Annotated in this window: 15 protein-coding genes and 1 pseudogene; 9 read left to right on the top strand and 7 right to left on the bottom strand. The window is 64.6% G+C overall.

The features are described 5' to 3' along the window. Nucleotides 1–19: 19 nt before the first annotated feature. The 7 genes from alr (at nt 20) to ABX298_RS21525 (ending at nt 8,323) form a co-directional block, all read left to right on the top strand. Nucleotides 20–1,249, top strand: coding sequence for an alanine racemase (alr, locus tag ABX298_RS21495; protein WP_367393610.1), 1,230 nt, complete (start codon nt 20–22; stop codon nt 1,247–1,249). A 24-nt stretch (nt 1,250–1,273) separates the two neighbouring features. Beyond that, on the top strand, nt 1,274–2,464 hold the full coding sequence (locus ABX298_RS21500; protein ID WP_367393611.1) for a pyridoxal phosphate-dependent aminotransferase: 1,191 nt from the start codon (nt 1,274–1,276) through the stop codon (nt 2,462–2,464). Further along, the gene (locus tag ABX298_RS21505) at nt 2,457–3,872 is read left to right on the top strand and encodes an aldehyde dehydrogenase family protein (protein ID WP_317409124.1); all 1,416 of its coding nucleotides are present in this window, start codon (nt 2,457–2,459) and stop codon (nt 3,870–3,872) included. Before ABX298_RS21500 ends, ABX298_RS21505 begins: the two co-directional genes overlap by 8 nt. Before the next feature lie 43 nt (nt 3,873–3,915). After that, nucleotides 3,916–4,617, top strand: coding sequence for an NAD(P)H-dependent oxidoreductase (locus ABX298_RS21510; RefSeq protein ID WP_317409125.1), 702 nt, complete (start codon nt 3,916–3,918; stop codon nt 4,615–4,617). Between the two features lie 235 nt (nt 4,618–4,852). Further along, nucleotides 4,853–5,956, top strand: coding sequence for a polyamine ABC transporter substrate-binding protein (locus tag ABX298_RS21515; RefSeq protein WP_367393612.1), 1,104 nt, complete (start codon nt 4,853–4,855; stop codon nt 5,954–5,956). Between the two features lie 34 nt (nt 5,957–5,990). Further along, nucleotides 5,991–7,403: an aminotransferase gene (locus tag ABX298_RS21520; protein WP_317409126.1), complete on the top strand. Its 1,413-nt coding sequence runs from the start codon at nt 5,991–5,993 to the stop codon at nt 7,401–7,403. A 53-nt stretch (nt 7,404–7,456) separates the two neighbouring features. Continuing rightward, nucleotides 7,457–8,323 (top strand): LuxR C-terminal-related transcriptional regulator, encoded by an 867-nt coding sequence (locus ABX298_RS21525; RefSeq protein ID WP_237140983.1) that lies wholly within the window; start codon nt 7,457–7,459, stop codon nt 8,321–8,323. 138 nt (nt 8,324–8,461) lie between these two features. Here ABX298_RS21525 and ABX298_RS21530 read toward each other — a convergent pair whose 3' ends face one another. The 5 genes and pseudogenes from ABX298_RS21530 to ABX298_RS21550 all read right to left on the bottom strand — a co-directional run bounded on the left by ABX298_RS21530 (nt 8,462) and on the right by ABX298_RS21550 (nt 14,004). Beyond that, nucleotides 8,462–9,586: a helix-turn-helix transcriptional regulator gene (locus ABX298_RS21530; protein WP_237140984.1), complete on the bottom strand. Its 1,125-nt coding sequence runs from the start codon at nt 9,584–9,586 to the stop codon at nt 8,462–8,464. A 183-nt stretch (nt 9,587–9,769) separates the two neighbouring features. After that, nucleotides 9,770–10,741, bottom strand: a complete 972-nt coding sequence (locus ABX298_RS21535) for a PDR/VanB family oxidoreductase (RefSeq protein ID WP_075044936.1) — start codon at nt 10,739–10,741, stop codon at nt 9,770–9,772. Between the two features lie 77 nt (nt 10,742–10,818). Continuing rightward, nucleotides 10,819–11,473 (bottom strand): annotated as a pseudogene (locus ABX298_RS21540) (RHO alpha subunit C-terminal catalytic domain-containing protein); the annotation flags it as partial. Between the two features lie 11 nt (nt 11,474–11,484). Continuing rightward, entirely contained in the window at nt 11,485–12,756 is a 1,272-nt protein-coding gene (locus ABX298_RS21545; RefSeq protein ID WP_075044937.1) for an RNA-guided endonuclease TnpB family protein, read from the bottom strand. A gap of 156 nt (nt 12,757–12,912) precedes the next feature. Then, on the bottom strand, nt 12,913–14,004 hold the full coding sequence (locus ABX298_RS21550) for a tartrate dehydrogenase (RefSeq protein WP_025338756.1): 1,092 nt from the start codon (nt 14,002–14,004) through the stop codon (nt 12,913–12,915). Between the two features lie 97 nt (nt 14,005–14,101). Between ABX298_RS21550 and ABX298_RS21555 the strand changes: the two genes are divergently transcribed. Beyond that, nucleotides 14,102–15,013 carry a LysR substrate-binding domain-containing protein gene (locus ABX298_RS21555; protein ID WP_075044938.1) on the top strand — a complete coding sequence of 304 codons (912 nt, stop codon included), beginning with the start codon at nt 14,102–14,104 and terminating at the stop codon, nt 15,011–15,013. Nucleotides 15,014–15,191: 178 nt separating this feature from the next. Here ABX298_RS21555 and ABX298_RS21560 read toward each other — a convergent pair whose 3' ends face one another. Together ABX298_RS21560 and catR are read right to left on the bottom strand one after the other, a co-directional pair. Beyond that, nucleotides 15,192–16,526: a D-serine ammonia-lyase gene (locus ABX298_RS21560; protein ID WP_317409129.1), complete on the bottom strand. Its 1,335-nt coding sequence runs from the start codon at nt 16,524–16,526 to the stop codon at nt 15,192–15,194. Between the two features lie 199 nt (nt 16,527–16,725). After that, nucleotides 16,726–17,598, bottom strand: coding sequence for an HTH-type transcriptional regulator CatR (catR, locus tag ABX298_RS21565; RefSeq protein ID WP_367393613.1), 873 nt, complete (start codon nt 17,596–17,598; stop codon nt 16,726–16,728). 135 nt (nt 17,599–17,733) lie between these two features. Here catR and ABX298_RS21570 point away from each other — a divergent pair, with 135 nt between their 5' ends. Further along, the gene (locus ABX298_RS21570) at nt 17,734–18,855 is read left to right on the top strand and encodes a muconate cycloisomerase family protein (protein ID WP_075044940.1); all 1,122 of its coding nucleotides are present in this window, start codon (nt 17,734–17,736) and stop codon (nt 18,853–18,855) included. Nucleotides 18,856–18,889: the final 34 nt, after the last annotated feature.

Here is an 18,889-nt window from a genome sequence, read left to right on the forward strand (position 1 = left end):
AACAACAAGAGAAACCACCATGCCATTTCGCCGTACCCTCCTGGCTGCATCCCTCGCTCTGCTGATCACCGGCCAGGCCCCGCTGTACGCCGCACCACCCCTGTCGATGGACAACGGCACCACGGCCCTGACCGTGCAGAACAGCAACGCCTGGGTCGAAATCAGTGCCGGCGCGCTGCAACACAACATCCGTACCTTGCAGGCCGAGCTGGGCGGCAAGTCCAAGTTGTGCGCCGTGCTCAAGGCCGACGCCTATGGCCACGGTATCGGCCTGGTGATGCCGTCGATCATCGCCCAGGGCGTGCCTTGCGTGGCAGTGGCCAGCAACGAGGAGGCCCGCGTGGTCCGCGCCAGCGGCTTCACCGGGCAACTGGTGCGGGTGCGCCTGGCCAGCCTCAGCGAAGTGGAAGATGCCTTGCAGTACGACATGGAAGAACTGGTCGGCAGCGCCGAGTTCGCCCGCCAGCTCGATGCCATCGCCGAACGCCACGGCAAGACCCTGCGCATTCATCTGGCGCTCAATTCCAGTGGCATGAGCCGCAACGGCGTGGAAATGACCACCTGGTCCGGCCGGGGTGAAGCGCTGCAGATCACCGACCAGAAGCACCTCGAGCTGGTCGCGCTGATGACCCACTTCGCCGTGGAAGACAAGGACGATGTGCGCAAAGGCCTGGCAGCGTTCAACGAGCAGACCGACTGGCTGATCAAGCACGCGAAACTTGATCGCAGCAAGCTCACCCTGCACGCCGCCAACTCCTTCGCTACGCTGGAAGTGCCGGAAGCGCGCCTGGACATGGTGCGCACCGGCGGCGCGCTGTTCGGCGACACCGTGCCGACGCACACCGAATACCAACGTGCCATGCAGTTCAAGTCGCACGTGGCAGCGGTGCACAGCTACCCGGCAGGCAACACCGTCGGCTATGACCGCACCTTCACCCTGGCGCGTGATTCGCGCCTGGCCAACATCACCGTCGGCTACTCCGATGGCTACCGCCGGGTGTTCACCAACAAGGGCCATGTGCTGATCAACGGCCACCGTGTGCCGGTGGTGGGCAAGGTGTCGATGAACACGTTGATGGTCGATGTCACCGACTTCCCCGATGTGAAGGGTGGCAACGAAGTGGTGCTGTTCGGCAAACAGGCCGGGGGTGAAATCACCCAGGCCGAAATGGAAGAAATCAACGGCGCGCTGCTCGCCGACCTGTACACCGTATGGGGCAGTTCCAACCCGAAGATTCTCGTCGACTGAAACCGCCAATGAAGGGAGATTGCCATGCGCTACGCCAAGCTCACTCAACGCATCGCCGGCGACGGGGCCGCGGCCTGGGACATCCACTACCGCGCCCTGGCGCTGCAGGCCGAGGGCAAGGATATCCTGCTGCTGTCGGTGGGTGACCCGGACTTCGACACCCCCGCGCCGATCGTCGAGGCGGCCATCGACAGCCTGCGGGCGGGCCACACCCATTACGCCGATGTGCGCGGCAAGCTGGCGCTGCGCCAGGCCATCGCCAACCGCCACCAGCAGCGCAGCGGCCAGGCCGTCGATGCCGACCAGGTGACGGTGCTGGCGGGGGCCCAGTGCGCGCTGTACTGCGTGGCCCAGTGCGTGCTCGACCCGGGTGACGAGGTGATTGTCGCCGAGCCCATGTACGTGACCTATGAGGCGGTGTTCGGGGCCTGTGGCGCCAAGGTGGTGCCGGTGCCGGTCAAGCCGGAGAACGGCTTTCGCGTGTGCCCGCGTGACGTGGCCGCGCGCATCACCCCGCGCACCCGCGCCCTGGCCCTGAACAGCCCGCACAACCCTTCGGGGGCGAGCCTGCCGCGCGCCACCTGGGAAGCGCTGGCCGAGCTGTGCATCGCCCACGATCTGTGGTTGATCTCTGACGAGGTGTACAGCGAGCTGTTGTACGACGGCGAGCATGTCAGCCCTGGCAGCCTGCCGGGCATGGCCGAGCGCACCGCCACCCTCAACAGCCTGTCGAAGTCGCATGCCATGACCGGTTGGCGGATGGGCTGGGTGGTCGGTTCGACCGAGCTTGCCACCCACCTGGAAAACCTCGCCCTGTGCATGCTGTACGGCTCGCCGGACTTCATCCAGGACGCCGCCGTGGTGGCGCTGGAGCAGCAACTCCCGGAACTGGATGTCATGCGCGAAGCCTATCGCCAGCGTCGCGACCTGGTGTGCGAGCAGTTGGCCGACTGCCCGGGCATCAAGGTGCTCAAGCCCGATGGCGGTATGTTCGTGATGGTCGATATCCGCGAGACCGGCGTATCTGCCCAGACCTTTGCCGACTACCTGTTGGACAGCCAGGGCGTGTCGGTGCTTGCCGGCGAAGCGTTCGGCCCCAGCGCTGCCGGGCATATCCGCCTGGGCCTGGTGCTGGGCAATGCGGCGCTGATCGATGCCTGCCGGCGCATCGCCTGCTGTGCCGACGAACTGAAACGGGACTACGGCCATGCGTGAGTATGCGCGGCTGTACATCGATGGTGCCTGGCAGGTACCGAGCGGGCAGGGCATGGCCGAGGTGATCGACCCGGCCACCGAACAGGCCATCGGCCGCGTGCCGCTGGGCGCCGAGGCCGATGTCGAACGGGCGGTGATGGCTGCGCGGCGGGCCTTCGATGGCTGGTCGCGCACACCGTCCAGCGTACGCGCCGGGTACATAACGGCGCTGGCCGCACAGCTGAAGAGCCGCGCCGCGGAAATGGCCTCGCTCATCACCGATGAACTGGGCATGCCGGTGCAGTGGTGCCAGGCGGTACAGATCGAGGGCCCGATTGCCGGGCTGGAGCAGTACGCCGAACTGGCCGGGCTGATGGATGAGGTGCGCGAAGTCGGCAACTCGCTGGTGTACCGCGAGGCCGTTGGCGTGTGCGCGTTCATCAACCCGTGGAACTACCCGCTGCACCAGATGATCGGCAAGCTGGCGCCGGCCCTGGCCGCCGGCTGCACGGTGGTGGTCAAGCCCAGCCAGGAAACACCGCTGCACGCGTTCCTGCTGGCCGAGATGATCGAGGCCATCGGCCTGCCGGCCGGGGTGTTCAACCTCGTCAGCGGGCCGGGGGCCAAGGTTGGCGAGGCACTGGCCCGGCACCCGCAGGTGGACATGGTGTCGTTCACCGGCTCCACCGGCGCCGGGGTGCGCGTGGCCCAGGCGGCCGCGCCGACGGTCAAGCGGGTGTGCCTGGAGCTGGGCGGCAAGTCGCCGCTGCTGATCACCGCCGACGCCGACCTGCACGCGGCGGTGCGCCATGGCGTGCAGGACGTGATGATCAACTCGGGGCAGACCTGTACGGCCCTGACCCGCATGCTGCTGCCGGCCAGCCGCTACGCCGAGGCGCTGGAGATTGCCGAGGCCGAGACCCGTGCGCTGGTCATGGGCGACCCGCGTGACCCGGCCAGCTTCCTCGGGCCGATGTGTTCGGCAGGCCAGCGGCGCACCGTGCTCGACTACATTCGCCTGGGGCAGGAAGAGGGCGCGCGCCTGCTGTGCGGCGGTGATACGCCGGCCGGCTTCGAGCGCGGCTTCTACGTGGCGCCGACGTTGTTCGCCGATGTCGACAACCGCATGCGCATCGCCCAGGAGGAAATCTTCGGCCCGGTGCTGTGCCTGATCCCCTATGTCGACGAGGCCCAGGCGCTGGCCCTGGCCAACGATTCACCGTTCGGCCTGTCCAGCGCGGTGTGGGCCGGTAGCCGCGAGCACGGCCTGGCCCTGGCGCGGCAGATACGCGCCGGGCAGTGCTTCATCAACGGTGGCGGGTTCAACTACCAGGCACCGTTTGGTGGCTACAAGCAGTCGGGCAACGGGCGCGAGTGGGGCGAGGAGGGCCTGGCGGAGTTCGTCGAGGTGAAAGCGGTGCAGTGCTGAGCCACAGCTGGAAGACAACCTGTTTTGTGTGAGGAGAATGTTTGTGAATGTACTGATCGTCCACGCTCACCCCGAGCCGCAATCGTTCACTGCTGCACTGCGTGGCCAGGCCGTGGAAACCTTCCGCGCCCAGGGCCACCAGGTGCAGGTCAGCGACCTGTACGCCATGGGCTGGAACCCGGTGGCCAGTGCCGATGACTTCAGCCAGCGCGAGAACCCCGAGTACCTGGTGTATGCCCTGGAGCAGCGCCAGGGGGTGAAGCGTGGCGCCATTGCCGCGGATATCCAGCAGGAGCTGGACAAGCTGCTGTGGGCCGACTTGCTGGTGCTGAACTTCCCGATCTTCTGGTTCTCGGCGCCGGCCATGCTCAAGGGCTGGATCGACCGGGTGCTGGTGTCGGGGGTGTGCTATGGCGGCAAGCGCTTCTACGACCAGGGCGGGTTGGCGGGCAAGAAAGCGCTGGTGACCGTGACCCTGGGCGGGCGCGAGCACATGTTTGGCGACGGGGCGATTCATGGGCCGCTGGAAGACATGCTGCGGCCGATCTTGCGCGGCACGCTGGCCTACGTGGGGTTCGAGGTACTGCCGCCGTTCGTGGCCTGGCATGTGCCGTACATCAGTGACGAGGCGCGGCAGGCGTTTTTGCAGCAGTACCGGCAGCGCCTGGAGCAACTCTCGGACGACCAGCCACTGGTGTTCCCGCGCCTTGAGCAGTTTGATGAGGCGCTTTACCCGCTGGCGTGATTGACTGTTCTGGCCCAATCGCCGGCAAGCCAGCTCCCACAGGGAAATCACAGGGCTTCAGGACTGTGGAGGACTTGTGGGAGCTGGCTTGCCGGCGATTGGGCCTGTGGCCTTCATACAAAATTCACCTGCCAAAAAACGACCACCCACACATTCGGGGTATGTCCCCCTTCGGCAAATCCCTCGATAGTGCCCCCATCGGCTCGATCCCGAGCACTCACACGATGGAGTTGCCATGCGCAAGGTACTGAAGGTGATTGGCGGTCTGCTGCTGGCGTCTGGCGCCAGCCTGGCCCAGGCGGCAGAGGTGGACAGCGGTAACACGTTGCGGTTGTACAACTGGACCGACTACATCGGCGAAACCACCCTGGCCGACTTCGAGAAGGCCACCGGCATCAAGGTCATCTACGACACCTTCGACGGCTACGAAACGGTACAGACCAAACTGCTCACCGGCCGCTCCGGCTACGACCTGGTCATGCTCAACGCTTCCCTGGTCCCCCCGCTGATCAGCGCCGGGGTGTTCCAGGCACTGGACAAGCAGCAACTGCCCAGCTGGCACAACCTCGACCCGCAGGTGATGAACAACCTGCAAGGCTACGACCCCGGCCTGAAATACTCGGCGCCCTACACCTGGGGCAGCTCGGGGATAACCTACAACGTCGACAAGATCACCGCGCGCATGCCCGATGCCCCCATCGGCTCGCTGGCCATGCTGTTCGACCCCAGGATCGTCTCGCGCTTCGCCGACTGTGGCGTCACCCTGATGGACGCGCCGACCGAAGTCATCCCGCTTGCCCTGCAGTACCTGGGCAAGGACCCACGCAGCGCATCGCCGGCCGACCTCAAGGCGGCCGAACAACTGCTGCTGGGCATTCGTCCATACATTCGCAAGTTCGACTCGGTCAATTACCTCACCAGCCTGCCCAACGGCGATGTCTGCCTGGCCCTGACCTGGTCCGGCGACTACGCCACCGCCCAGGCCCGCGCGGTGGAAGCGAAGAAGGACATCAAGCTGTCGTTCTTCATCCCCCAGGAAGGCTCGCTGATCTGGTTCGACAACCTGTACATCCCCAAGGATGCACCGCACGCGGCCAACGCCCACCGCTTCATCGAGTTCCTGCTGCAGCCGCAGACCATGGCCAAGGTCACCGACTACATCCACTACGCCAACAGCAACGCCGCCGCCACCGCGCTGGTGCGCGACGAGATCCGCCAGGACCCGGCCATCTACCCCGACGCGCAAACCCGCGAGCGCCTGTTCGCGCAGAAAACCCAGAGCCCGAAGGACATGCGCGCCATCACCCGGGTCTGGAGCACAGTCAAGACCGGTTTCTGAACACTGCCCAACGATCACTGCCAAGGAGCTGCCCATGGCCACCCCAAGCAAAGCATTCGCCATTGCCCACGACCCGCTGGTGGAAGCCGACAAGGCCCACTACATGCACGGCTACCACGTGTTCGACGAGCACCGCGAGCAAGGCGCGCTGAACATCGTTGCCGGCGAGGGCGCCTACATCCGCGATACCCACGGCAACCGCTTCCTCGATGCCGTCGGCGGCATGTGGTGCACCAACATTGGCCTGGGCCGCGAGGAAATGGCCCTGGCCATCGCCGACCAGGTACGCCAGCTGGCCTATTCCAACCCGTTCTCCGACATGGCCAACGATGTGGCCATCGAGCTGTGCCAGAAGCTTGCGCAGCTGGCGCCGGGTGACCTGAACCATGTGTTCCTCACCACCGGCGGCTCGACCGCGGTCGATACTGCCTACCGGCTGATCCAGTACTACCAGAACTGCCGTGGCAAGCCGCACAAGAAGCACATCATCGCCCGCTACAACGCCTACCATGGCTCCACCACCCTGACCATGTCGATCGGGAACAAGGCCGCTGACCGGGTGCCGGAGTTCGATTATCACCACGACCTGATCCACCACGTGTCCAACCCCAACCCGTACCGCGCCCCGCACGACATGGACGAGGCCGAGTTCCTCGACTTCCTGGTGGCCGAGTTCGAGGACAAGATTCTCTCGCTGGGGGCCGACAACGTGGCGGCGTTCTTCGCCGAGCCGATCATGGGCTCGGGCGGCGTGATCATTCCGCCCAAGGGCTACTTCCAGCGCATGTGGCAGCTGTGCCAGACCTACGACATCCTGTTCGTCGCCGACGAAGTGGTGACCTCGTTCGGGCGCCTGGGCACCTTCTTCGCCAGCGAGGAACTGTTCGGCGTCACCCCCGACATCATCACTACCGCCAAGGGCCTGACCTCGGCCTACCTGCCGCTGGGGGCGTGCATCTTCTCCGAGCGCATCTGGCAGGTGATCGCCGAGCCGGGCAAGGGCCGCTGCTTCACCCACGGCTTCACCTACAGCGGCCACCCGGTGTGCTGCACCGCGGCGCTGAAAAACATCGAGATCATCGAGCGCGAGCATCTGCTGGCGCACGTCAAGGACGTTGGCGGCTACCTGGAGCAGCGCCTGCAAAGCCTGCGCGAGCTGCCGCTGGTGGGGGATGTGCGCTGCATGAAGCTGATGGCCTGTGTCGAGTTCGTTGCCGACAAGGCCAGCAAGGCGCTATTCGCCGACGAGGTGAACATCGGCGAACGCATCCACAGCAAGGCCCAGGCCAAAGGGCTGCTGGTGCGGCCGATCATGCACCTGAACGTGATGTCGCCGCCGTTGATCGTCACCCATGCGCAGGTGGACGAGATCGTCGAAACCCTGCGCCAGTGCATCATCGAAACCGCGCGCGAACTCACGGCGCTTGGCCTGTACCAGGGCCGATGAACCTGGCGCAAAGGGCTGTGCGCGGGCGTGCCTGGCAGGCTAGACTGCCGGGCATGACCCAGGCCTCTCCCGACACCCCGCTTACCCTTTCACTGGGCGCGTTGCAGCAATGGCATGCGGCGCTGCAGCGCGCACTGGCCCACAGCGAAACGCCCGAGGCGCTGGCGCATGTGGCGGCCGCCATCGGCCAGCTGGTGCAGGTGGAATCGATGATGATCAGCCTCGAGTGCCAGGGGCGGGCACCGCAACTGCTGTACCAGCAAGGCATCCCCGACCTGCACCGCGCCGCCGTGCTGGAGCGCTACTTCACTGCCGGCTACCTGCTCGACCCGTTCTGCCTGGCCGTGCAGAGCGGCCTGGCCGAGGGCTTCTACCACCTGCAGGAAATCGCCCCGGACAATTTCTTCGACAGCGACTACTACAAGGCCTATTACCTGGGGACCGGCTGCAGTGAAGACAGCTACTACATCGTCGACCTCAGCGCTGGCCGCAAGTTGTCGCTGAGCCTGTTCCAGGGCTGCAGCGGCACGCGGCTGAGCGCCGGGCAGATCGACCTGCTGCGTGCGCTGGAACCGATGGTACGCGAGCTGCTGGGGCGCTACGCCCGGCACCATCTGGAGCCCGGCCCCGCATCGGCGGAGCGTGGCAGCCTGCAGGCGGCGTTCGACAGTTTTGGCTGCCAGGTGCTGACCGACCGTGAGCGGGAGGTGGCGCACATGATCTTGCGTGGGCATTCGGTAAAGTCCACCGCGCTGGAGCTGGGCATCTCGCCGGAAACCGTGCGCATGCACCGCAAGAATCTGTACCTGAAGCTGGAGATCAACTCGCAGTCGGAGTTGTTTGCGCGGTTTATCGACTGGCTGCGCGGCGATCACCTGCCGGCCTGGCAGCAAAGGAGCAACTGCCTTACTCAAATCTGAAAGCTGGCGCGGTCCCTGTGGGAGCGGGTTCACCCGCGAAGCAGGCACCGCGGTGGATGGCACGGGCTTCGCCCGTGTTCGCGGGTGAACCCGCTCCCACACGGATCGCGACAGACCTGGGTTTTCGGGTAAGCCTTGTCACGAAGCAGCCAGGCGGGCCTCCAGCGCGGCAATATGCGCCTGCAGCCGTTCATGCTCCTGGCGCTCGGCGCTGATGTCTTCGAACACGCTGATCAGGTGCTCGGGCTCGCCATTGTCGCGACGTTGCAGCGAGGTGCGGGCGCGTACCCAGATGTACTCGCCGTTCTTGTGGCGTACGCGTTTTTCCACCTCATAACGCTCGGTTTCGCCGGCCAGCATGCGCTGCAGCAATTGCAGGTTCTGCGCCAGGTCATCGGCGTGGGTGATCTGCTGGAAGGTCATGCCGTACAGCTCCTCGGCACGGTAGCCCAGCAGCTCGCACAGGCTGTTGTTGACCCGTTGCCAGGTGCCGTCGGGGTCGATGTAGGCGAGGGCGCCCCAGGCCAGCTCGAAGATCGTGCGAAAGCGTTCCTCGCTCTGGCTCAAGGCCTGCTGGGCCATCTGGCGCTCGGTGTTGTCCATGCTGATGCCGACCATCTTCACCGATCGCCCGGCGCTGTCGCGTACCACCGTGGCGCGGGAGGAGATCCAGCGTACTTCACCGTCGGGGCGGGTGATGCGGAAGTCGCACTCGCAGCCGCTGCCCTTGGCCACTGCCTCGGCATACATCGCCTGCATGTGCTGCACGTCTTCGCCCGGCAGGTGTTTCCAGAAGTCTTCGTTGTGGTGCACCGGCCAGCCATACACCTGCTCGACATTGGGCGAGTAGGTGACCTCGTCGCTGATCAGGTTCCATTCCCAGGTGACGATGCGTGCGCCTTCCTGGGCCAGTTTCATGCGCGTTTCGCTTTCCATGATCTCGGCCGTCAGGCGCCGGCGCAGGTCGGTCATCGGCAGCTCGACCACCTGTGGTTGCTGGATGTTCTGCAGCGCCTCGTCGCCATAGCGCAGCCAGATCCAGTTGACCTTGAGAAAGTCGGCCAGCTTGCGCAGGTTGTCGTAGTCGATCTCGCCGCCACGGGTCCACTTGTGCACCGCGGTGCGCGAAATGCCCAAGGCCGTGCCCACGGCTTGCAGGGTCAGCTTGTGATGCTCGAGCAGTTCCTTGAGGCGGAAGGCGAAGCTGTTTCCAACATCGGCAGGGTGTCCTGATCTGGGCCAAGAGCCTGCCAGTATACCCAAGCTGTCAACTTTTGGTTGACGGATCAGTGGTCCTCTCTCTCGACCTTGTGTTGCCTGTACTGGCCTCATCGCCGGCAAGCCGGCTCCCACATCGACCGCATCGCCTTCAAGCCATGTGCAGTACCTGTGGGAGCCGGCTTGCCGGCGATGAGGCCAGTACAGGCAGCATCAGCCGGGCGGTTGTTACAAGTCGAGCACCAAGCGGGCAGTACGAGCACGCGAGACGCACAGCATGATGCTCTGCTGGGCAGCCTTTTCTTCGTCGCTCAGGTACTGGTCGTAATGCTCGGCTTCACCCTCGAGGATGGCCGTCTCGCAGGTGCCGCACACGCCTTCGCGGCACAGGCACTCGACCTTGGCGGCTTTGGACTTCTCGATGGCCTGCAGGATGGTCATGCCTTCTTCCACCTGCACCTCCACACCCGACTGCGCCAGCACCACGGTAAAGGCACTGCCGTTGACCGGAGTGGCGGCAAACTGTTCCCAATGCACGCGGTGCTCGGCAATGCCGGCCTGGGCGGCGCAGGCGATGACCGCGTCGATCAGTGGTTTGGGGCCGCACACGTACAGGTGCGCCTGCTCGTCCAGGCCCGCGCACAGGGCGGCCAGGTCGAGCTTGCGGTCGAGGCTGTCGATGTAGAAACGGGTGTTGGCGGCGTGCGGCCCGTTGGCCAGCTGGTCCTGGAACGCCCCGTGCTCCGGCGCGCGGAAGGCATAGTGCAGTTCGTAGTCGGCACCGGCGCCTTCCAGTTCATGCAGTTGCGCCAGGAACGGGGTAATGCCGATGCCGCCGGCAATCAGCACATGGCGGCCGGCGGTCGGGTCCAGCGCGAACAGGTTGTTGGGCGAGGAAATGGTCAGGCGGGTGCCCACTTCCACCTGCTGGTGCATGAACGCCGAGCCGCCCTTGGACTGCTCCTCCAGGCGCACGCCAATCTGGTAGCTGCGGGTGTCGCGCGGGTCGCTCATCAACGAGTAGGCGTTGCTGAACTGGCTGCCGTCGGTGCCGTGCATCTGTACGATGACGTGGCTGCCACCGGTGAAGGCGGGCATCGCCGCGCCGTCTTCGCGGGCCAGGGTAAAGCGCTTGATCAGCGGCGTGGCTTGTTCCACTGCGGTAACGTGCACGCTGAACATTTCATATGTGTTGGCCATGGTTCACCTCGACTGCCTGGGTGCGCGGCAGGCCCTGCCGCGCACCTTTACGTGCAAAAAACGTGGAGCGGTTGCCATCAATCGTCGAGGTGGGCCACGGCGATCAGGTTGTGGAAGTGGGCAATGCCGTGTTCGCTCATGCCGCTGCGCTCGCGGTCGGCCATGATCCGGCCCTGGCCACGGTAGCCACGGGACTTCAGGCCCTTCTGCACGCTTTCGACCAGGCGCAGGTCTTCCGGGCGGAACACTTCGCGGTACCAGTCGATCAGCTTCTGCTGCTCCTCGCTGATGTCCTTGTTGAGGAAGTAGATGTCGTAGTGCTGCAGGGTGGTTTCGGCATCGACCGGGAACTCGTAGATCACGGTCATGAAGTTGGCTCCTGGCGGCACGTTGAACATGGTGCAAGGCCAGGCCCAGAAACCGGCGAACGATGGGTCTTTCACATTCTCGTCGAACTTGAACGACTGCTCCGAAGGCTTGGCCAGGCCGTATTGCAGGGTCCAGTTGCCGTGCAGGCTGTGGCTGTACTGGCCAACGTCCACCGAGTCGGAGAAGCCCGGGTGGGCAGGGGCGCAGTGGTAGCACTCCAGGTAGTTGTCGACGATCGACTTCCAGTTGGCCGGGGTGTCGCTGACGAAGCGCCCGGCCAGGTGCGGTACAGCACTGACGAGGGGCTACGATCACGGTAATCAGGAACACTTGACATCCTTCCCGCCCTTTCAGGCCTGGAATCCCTACCGTGATCAGCCCTGACGGACCAATTCACCTCGGTGGGTTCCTGCTGCTGGCGGTCTTGTAGTACCGCTCACTTCACAGGCGATCCGGGCTGCGGTTTCCCGCCCGACAGAAGCATCTGCCGTGTCCTGCCCTTCGTCTCGCAGGTTTTGCATCCCGCGAGCAAGGATGTTTATCGCGCCGACCCGATCCGCGTGTTCGCTAAAGCCGCACTCGACACAGCTGAAGCGGGTTTGGCTCTGTCGGTTAGCCCTGGAGACATGTGTGCAGTGTGGGCAGGTTTGGCTGGTGTGGCGAGCTGGCACGGCAATCAGCCAGCCTCCCTTCCATGCCAGCTTGTAGTCCAGTTGGCGGCGGAACTCATACCAGCCCTGGTCGAGGATGGCCTTGTTCAGACCGGACTTGGCCCGGACATTTTTGCCCGGATGTTCGGCTGAACCTGACGCCGAGGTGCTCATGTTGCGCACCTGCAAGTCTTCGATACATACCATCGCGTGGTTTTTGCTGATGTTGGTCGAGGTCTTGTGCAAGTAGTCGAGGCGCACGTTGCATATGCGCACATGCAGGCGCTGGACGCGAGCTTTTGCACGCGTCCAGTTGCGGCTGAATCTTGTCTTGCGACTCATGGCCTGCTGCGCTTTGCGCAGGGCCCTTTCGTGCCGCTTGAAGCTGTTGAGTGGCTCGATGTGGCTACCATCACTCAATGTAGCGAATCGAGCGATTCCCATATCGATGCCGACCATCCCACCCAGCGGTACTGGTGTTTGTACCTCGCGACGGGTCTGGATGGCGACAAACCACCGACCGCCGCTCAAACTTACGGTGACGTTGCGTAGGTCGCCCAACACCTTGCGGCTGTTGCGGTAGCGCAGCCAACCAAGCTTGGGCAGGAAGACGCGGCCGTTGGCCTGATCAAGTTTGATCTGTTTGGGATCGGGGTAACGGAAACTGTTGCTGCGGGCCTTATGCTTGAATTGTGGGAAATCGGCACGCTTCTCGAAAAAGTGCTTGTAGGCTTTATCGAGGTCTTTGAGGGCGTGTTGCAGCGGATGGACGGGGGCCTCCTTCAGCCAGGCCGTTGCGCTGCTGTTACGCCACGCGGTCAGGTGTTTAGCCATCGCTACATAGCCGATGTACGCGCCGCCTGCGTCGCGGTTGGCTTGCTGCAACGCCAGCGCCTGGTTAAACACGAACCGGCACGAGCCGGCGAAACGGCGCATTTGACGCTGCTGTTCGCCGGTTGGCATCAGTAGGTACTTGAAGGCTTGGAGTTGCAGCATATAAAGCAAAACACGCATTAAACGATATGAGATGTGGTAGATACTGCAGCTTCGTGCAGCATGTCCACTTGGTCTTTGTTACCAAATATCGGCGTGCAGTCTCCGCGCCGCTGCAAGTGGCAGAAGGTCGATCATCAGATTCCAGCCACTGGTGGATCAGGCCTCGACCAGCGCGGTAATTGCCTGGCCCACTTGCTGGGTGGATTGCTGCCCGCCCATGTCGCGGGTCACGTCACCGGCGGCGATGACCTGCTCGATGGCCTTGAGGATGTCGTCGTGGGCGGCGCGATAGCGCGGGTCGGCGCCGTCGTTGCCGAGGAAGTCGAGCATCAGCGCACCGGACCAGATCATCGCGATCGGGTTGGCGATGTTCTTGCCGTAGATGTCCGGCGCCGAACCGTGCACCGGTTCGAACAGCGACGGGAACTTGCGCTCGGGGTTGAGGTTGGCCGATGGCGCGATGCCGATGGTGCCGGCGCAGGCCGGGCCGAGGTCGGAGAGGATGTCGCCGAACAGGTTCGAGGCCACCACCACGTCGAAGCGGTCCGGTTGCAGCACGAAGCGCGCGCAGAGGATATCGATGTGCTGCTTGTCCCAGCTGATTTCCGGATAATTGGCAGCCATCGCCGCCGTGCGCTCGTCCCAGTACGGCATGCTCACGGCCATGCCGTTGGACTTGGTGGCCGAGGTGACATGCTTGCGCTGGCGGGTCTGGGCCACATCGAAGGCGTACTTGAGGATACGGTCGACGCCGCGGCGGGTGAACACCGACTCCTGCAGCACGAACTCGTTCTCGGTGCCTTCGAACATGCGCCCGCCCAGCGACGAGTACTCGCCCTCGGTGTTCTCGCGAATGACCACGAAGTCGATGTCACCTGGCTCACGGCCAGCCAGTGGGCAAGGTACGCCGGGGAACAGGCGCACCGGGCGGATGTTCACGTACTGGTCGAAGTCGCGGCGGAACTTGAGCAGTGAACCCCACAGGGAGATGTGGTCCGGTACCTTGTCAGGCCAGCCCACTGCGCCGAAGTACAGGGCGTCGAAACCCTTGAGCTGTTCGAACCAGTCGTCCGGCATCATCTTGCCGTGGGCCAGGTAGTAATCGCAACTGGCCCATTCGAAGAACTCGAAGCTGATGTCCAGGCCGTGCTTGCGCGCAGCGGCCTCGACCACGCGAATGCCTTCAGGCAGTACTTCGTTGCCGATGCCATCGCCGGGGATTGCCGCGATTCTGAATGTCTTGCTCATGGGGTGCACTCGTTGTCTAGGGAACAGGTGCTGGCCATGCTATAAGGGCTTGATCCGGAGATAATCTAGCCATTCATGGATTCTTGGAACACGCTACGTGAATAATCTGCCCAACCTCGACGACCTCAACATCTTCCTGCAAGTGGCCAGGCGCGCCAGCTTCGCGGCCGTGGCCGATGAGCTGGGCATGTCGGCGGCGTACATCAGCAAGCGCATTCGCATGCTCGAGCAAACCCTGGAAGTACGCCTGTTGCACCGCACCACCCGGCGGGTGACGGTGAGCGAGGAGGGCGAGCGGGTGTACCAGTGGGCGTTGCAGATTTTCGATGCGGTGCAGCGCATGGGTGATGACATCAGCGCCCAGCACCGCGAGCCGGCCGGGCAACTGCGCATCGCCAGCAGCCTGGGCCTGGGCCGGCGCTTCGTGGCGCCGGCCTTGTCGGAGCTGGCCGAACGCTACCCGCGGCTGGACATTCGCCTGGACGTGCATGACCGCCTGGTGGACCTGATCGCCGAAGGCGTCGACCTGGATATCCGCGTGGGCAACGCTATCGCCCCCAACCTGATTGCCAAGCCGCTGGCGCGCAACCGCCGGGTGTTGTGCGCCGCGCCGGCGTACCTGGCCCGGCGCGGCACGCCCAAGGTGCTGGGCGACCTGGCCAGCCATGACTGCCTGGTGATCAAGGAGCGCGACCACCCGTTTGGCGTGTGGCAGCTGATGGGCCCGGAGGGTGAGGAGGGGGTGCGGGTGACCGGCAGTTTGTCAAGCAACCATGGCGAAGTGGCTCACCAGTGGTGCCTGGACGGGCGCGGGATATTGCTGCGGTCCTGGTGGGATGTGCACGACAGCCTGCAGGACGGGCGCCTGGTGCAGGTGCTGGAGGACTATCACCAGCCGGCGGATATCTGGGCGGTGTACACCACGCCGCTGGCCAGCTCGGCCAAGGTGCGGGTGGCGGTGGACTTCTTCCGGCAGTACTTTGCCGAGCGTTATAGCCTGCCGGGTTAGGTCGAACTCGAATCCTGCCCGGTATGCCCCTGCTTTTTTGTGGGAGCGGCCTTGCGTCGCGAAAGGGCTGCACAGCAGCCCCAGGATTTCAGCGGTGTCGCATGGATTGCCGGGGCCGCTGTGCGGCCCTTTCGCGACGCAAGGCCGCTCCCACAAGCATCAAAGCAGAGACGAATCCTCAGCCTCTCCCTTTGGCCAGATAGGCCGCAAACTCTGCCTCCGGCACCATGCTGCCACCGGTCCCCCACACCAGGTGCGTGGCCCGCTCCATGCGCCCAGCCGACAGGCCCATCCGCGCCAGGTACTCAGGCGATTCAAGCACCTTGAGCATGCCCGGCATCCCCGCCAGCGCCGAAGGCTCCAGCCGCGCGTTCTCCTGGTCATGGGCCAGCACCAACAGCCGGTACAGCGCCTCGTCGCTGACCGTGTAATAACCATCGAGCAAACGCTGCATCGCCTTGCCGACAAAGCCGGAAGGGCGGCCCACCGCCAGGCCGTCGGCGGCGGTCAGGTTGTCGATGCCAAAATCCTGCACGCTGGTGGCGTCATGCAAACCGCTATACACCCCCAGGAACATGCAGGGCGAGTGGGTGGGCTCGGCGAAGATGCAGTGCACATGGTCGCCCCAGATCAGCTTCAGGCCGAACGCCACGCCACCCGGGCCGCCGCCGACCCCGCAGGGCAGGTAGACGAACAGCGGGTGCTCGGCATCCACCTTGATACCCGCGGCCTCGAACTGGACGGCCAGCCGCTCGGCCGCCACGGCATAGCCGAGGAACAGGTGTGGCGAGTTCTCGTCGTCGACGAAGTAGCAGCTCGGGTCCGCCGCCGCCTGCTGGCGCCCTTGCTCCACCGCCACGCTGTAGTCGCTTTCGTACTCGACGACCTTCACGCCATGGGCGCGCAGTTTGTCCTTCTTCCATTGGCGGGCATCGGCCGACATGTGCACGGTGGCCTGAAAGCCCAGCCTGGCGCTCATGATGCCGATCGACAGGCCGAGGTTGCCGGTCGAGCCGACCGCAACCTTGTACTGGCTGAAGAATTGCCGGGCCTGGTCGCTGGCCAGTTCCCGGTAATCGCTGTCGAGGCGGATCAGGCCGGCTGCCAGGGCAAGGTCTTCGGCATGCTTGAGCACTTCATGAATACCGCCGCGGGCCTTGATCGAACCAGAGATCGGCAGCTCGCTGTCGGCCTTGAGCCAGAGTGAACCGCTGGCTGGCAGGCCCGCTGCCTGCAGCAAGGTGTCGTGCAGGGTGGGCAGCGGGCGCAGTGGCGACTCGATGATGCCGCCGGTGGCAGCGGTATCCGGGAACACGCTGGCCAGGTAGGGGGCAAAGCGTGCCAGGCGGGCACTGGCGGCACTGACATCGGCGGCGCTCAAGCCGACATCGGCCAGAGCCTGGGCGGCAGGGGCAATGTGCGGGTTGAACCAACGGGTTTCGCGCAGGGCCACCAGGTCTTCGATCAGGGGGTGGGAGCTGCACCATGCTTGCAGTGTCTTGCCGTGAATCATGCTGGTTTTTCCTGTTGGTGATGAGGGCCGGGGTGTGACACAAAAGTGCGCCTACAGACAGACGCGGACCCTGTGGGAGCGGGTTTACCCGCGAAGAATGCAACTCGGTGCATGGCACGGGCTTCGCCCGTGTTCGCGGGTGAACCCGCTCCCACAGGGTCAGGTGTTTAGCCAGACCGTTGATTCCAGGAGCGCGCGCTCATTCGGCCTGTTGTGCAATCAATGCCAGGCAGCGCTGCACGATCGGGCTCACATCGCCCATGCGCCGGCTGAGGATGATCGGGCTGACGGCGCCGCTGTCGAGCAGGCTTACATATTCGATATCGGTGCGGTGCTGCTGCTGCACCGACGCCGGCACCAGGGTCACGCCTACGCCGACGGCCACCAGGCCGATGGCGGTCTGCAGTTCGTTGGCCCACTGGCTGACGCGGATGCTCATGCCGTGGTGGGCGAACAGTGCCAGCACATGGTCGGCATAGCTGGGCCGCGGGTTGGCCGGGTAGAGGATGAACGCCTCGTCAGCCAGCTGGGCAAGGGTAAGCGGGCTGCTCGCCAGCGGGTGGCCCTTGGGCAGTACAGCCACCAGCGGGTCCTCGCACAGCACTTGCTGGTGAATGGCCGGGTCATCGATGCGAATGCGCCCGAAGGCGATGTCGATGCGCCCGCTTTTCAGCGCCTCCACCTGCTGCAGCGTGGTCATCTCGTTCAGGCCCAGCTCCAGCTCGCTGTCCTGGCGCAGCTCGCGGATCAGCTCCGGCAGCACCTTGTACAGGGTCGAGGGGGCAAAGCCGATCCCCAGCCACTGGCGCTGGCCCTGGCCGATGCGGCGGGTATTGTCGCTGATGTTCTCCAGCTGCTGCAGCACGGTGCAGCTCTGCTCGTAGAAGAAGCGGCCCGCCTCGGTCAGCCGCAGCGGGCGCTCGCGCGCCACCAGCAAGGTACCGAGCTGGTCCTCGAGTTGGCTGATCTGCCGGCTCAGCGGTGGCTGGGCAATGTGCAGCAGCTCGGCGGCGCGAGTGAAGTTCAGGGTTTCGGCCAGGACCTTGAAGTAACGCAGGTGGCGCAGCTCCATCAGACCTCCAGGGTATGGTGGGAGATTCATTCGATATTGGACGGCTATCAGGGTCTCGCGCAATCCTTGAACAAGCAAGTAAATGCACCACTCGGGCCTGCGGCTGGCAGCCCGAAACAACGGGACCTGGCAACAATGACAAGCGCGCTGATTGAACGTATAGAGGCAATTATCGTCGACCTGCCGACCATTCGCCCGCACAAGCTGGCGATGCACACCATGCAGCAGCAGACCCTGGTGGTATTGCGTGTTCGCTGCAGTGATGGCGTGGAAGGCATCGGCGAGGCCACCACCATCGGCGGCCTGGCCTATGGCTACGAAAGCCCCGAGGGCATCAAGGCCAACATCGATGCGCACCTGGCGCCGGCGCTGATCGGCCTGCCGGCAGACAACATCAACGCCGCCATGCTCAAGCTGGACAAGCTGGCCAAGGGCAACACCTTTGCCAAGTCGGGTATCGAGAGCGCCTTGCTCGATGCCCAGGGCAAGCGCCTGGGCCTGCCGGTCAGCGAACTGCTGGGTGGCCGCGTGCGCGACAGCCTGGAAGTGGCCTGGACCCTGGCCAGCGGCGACACCGCCCGTGACATCGCCGAAGCCCTGCACATGCTGGAGATTCGCCGGCATCGGGTGTTCAAGCTGAAGATCGGCGCCAACCCGTTGGCCCAGGACCTCAGGCACGTGGTGGCGATCAAGCGCGAGCTGGGCGACAGCGCCAGCGTGCGGGTCGACGTCAACCAGTACTGGGACGAATCCCAGGCCATCCGTGCCTGCCAGGTGCTTGGCGACAACGGCATCGACCTGATCGAGCAACCGATTTCGCGCATCAACCGCAGCGGCCAGGTGCGCCTGAACCAGCGCAGCCCGGCGCCGATCATGGCCGACGAGTCGATCGAAAGCGTCGAGGACGCCTTCAGCCTGGCCGCCGACGGCGCGGCCAGCATCTTCGCCCTGAAAATAGCCAAGAACGGAGGCCCGCGCGCCGTGCTGCGCACCGCGCAAATCGCCGAGGCTGCCGGCATCGCCCTGTATGGCGGGACCATGCTCGAAGGCTCGATTGGCACCCTGGCTTCGGCTCACGCCTTCCTGACCCTGCGCCAGCTCACCTGGGGCACCGAGCTGTTCGGGCCGCTGCTGCTGACCGAAGAAATCGTCAACGAGCCGCCGCAGTACCGCGACTTCCAGCTGCACATTCCACGTACCCCAGGCCTGGGCCTGACCCTGGACGAACAGCGCCTGGCGCGCTTCGCCCGCCGCTGAACGAACACACACAGAACCCTGTGGGAGCGGCTTT

Origin of the sequence: Pseudomonas sp. X4, assembly GCF_040784925.1 — a bacterium.
In the GTDB taxonomy this organism is placed as follows: domain Bacteria; phylum Pseudomonadota; class Gammaproteobacteria; order Pseudomonadales; family Pseudomonadaceae; genus Aquipseudomonas; species Aquipseudomonas putida_Z.

Coding starts and splice junctions, on each gene's coding strand:
- alr (WP_367393610.1), top strand. CDS start 20: ATGCCATTTCGCCGTACCCTCCTGGCTGCATCCCTCGCTCTGCTGATC.
- ABX298_RS21500 (WP_367393611.1), top strand. CDS start 1,274: ATGCGCTACGCCAAGCTCACTCAACGCATCGCCGGCGACGGGGCCGCG.
- ABX298_RS21505 (WP_317409124.1), top strand. CDS start 2,457: ATGCGTGAGTATGCGCGGCTGTACATCGATGGTGCCTGGCAGGTACCG.
- ABX298_RS21515 (WP_367393612.1), top strand. CDS start 4,853: ATGCGCAAGGTACTGAAGGTGATTGGCGGTCTGCTGCTGGCGTCTGGC.
- ABX298_RS21520 (WP_317409126.1), top strand. CDS start 5,991: ATGGCCACCCCAAGCAAAGCATTCGCCATTGCCCACGACCCGCTGGTG.
- ABX298_RS21525 (WP_237140983.1), top strand. CDS start 7,457: ATGACCCAGGCCTCTCCCGACACCCCGCTTACCCTTTCACTGGGCGCG.
- ABX298_RS21535 (WP_075044936.1), bottom strand. CDS start 10,741: ATGGCCAACACATATGAAATGTTCAGCGTGCACGTTACCGCAGTGGAA.
- ABX298_RS21545 (WP_075044937.1), bottom strand. CDS start 12,756: ATGCTGCAACTCCAAGCCTTCAAGTACCTACTGATGCCAACCGGCGAA.
- ABX298_RS21550 (WP_025338756.1), bottom strand. CDS start 14,004: ATGAGCAAGACATTCAGAATCGCGGCAATCCCCGGCGATGGCATCGGC.
- ABX298_RS21560 (WP_317409129.1), bottom strand. CDS start 16,526: ATGATTCACGGCAAGACACTGCAAGCATGGTGCAGCTCCCACCCCCTG.
- catR (WP_367393613.1), bottom strand. CDS start 17,598: ATGGAGCTGCGCCACCTGCGTTACTTCAAGGTCCTGGCCGAAACCCTG.
- ABX298_RS21570 (WP_075044940.1), top strand. CDS start 17,734: ATGACAAGCGCGCTGATTGAACGTATAGAGGCAATTATCGTCGACCTG.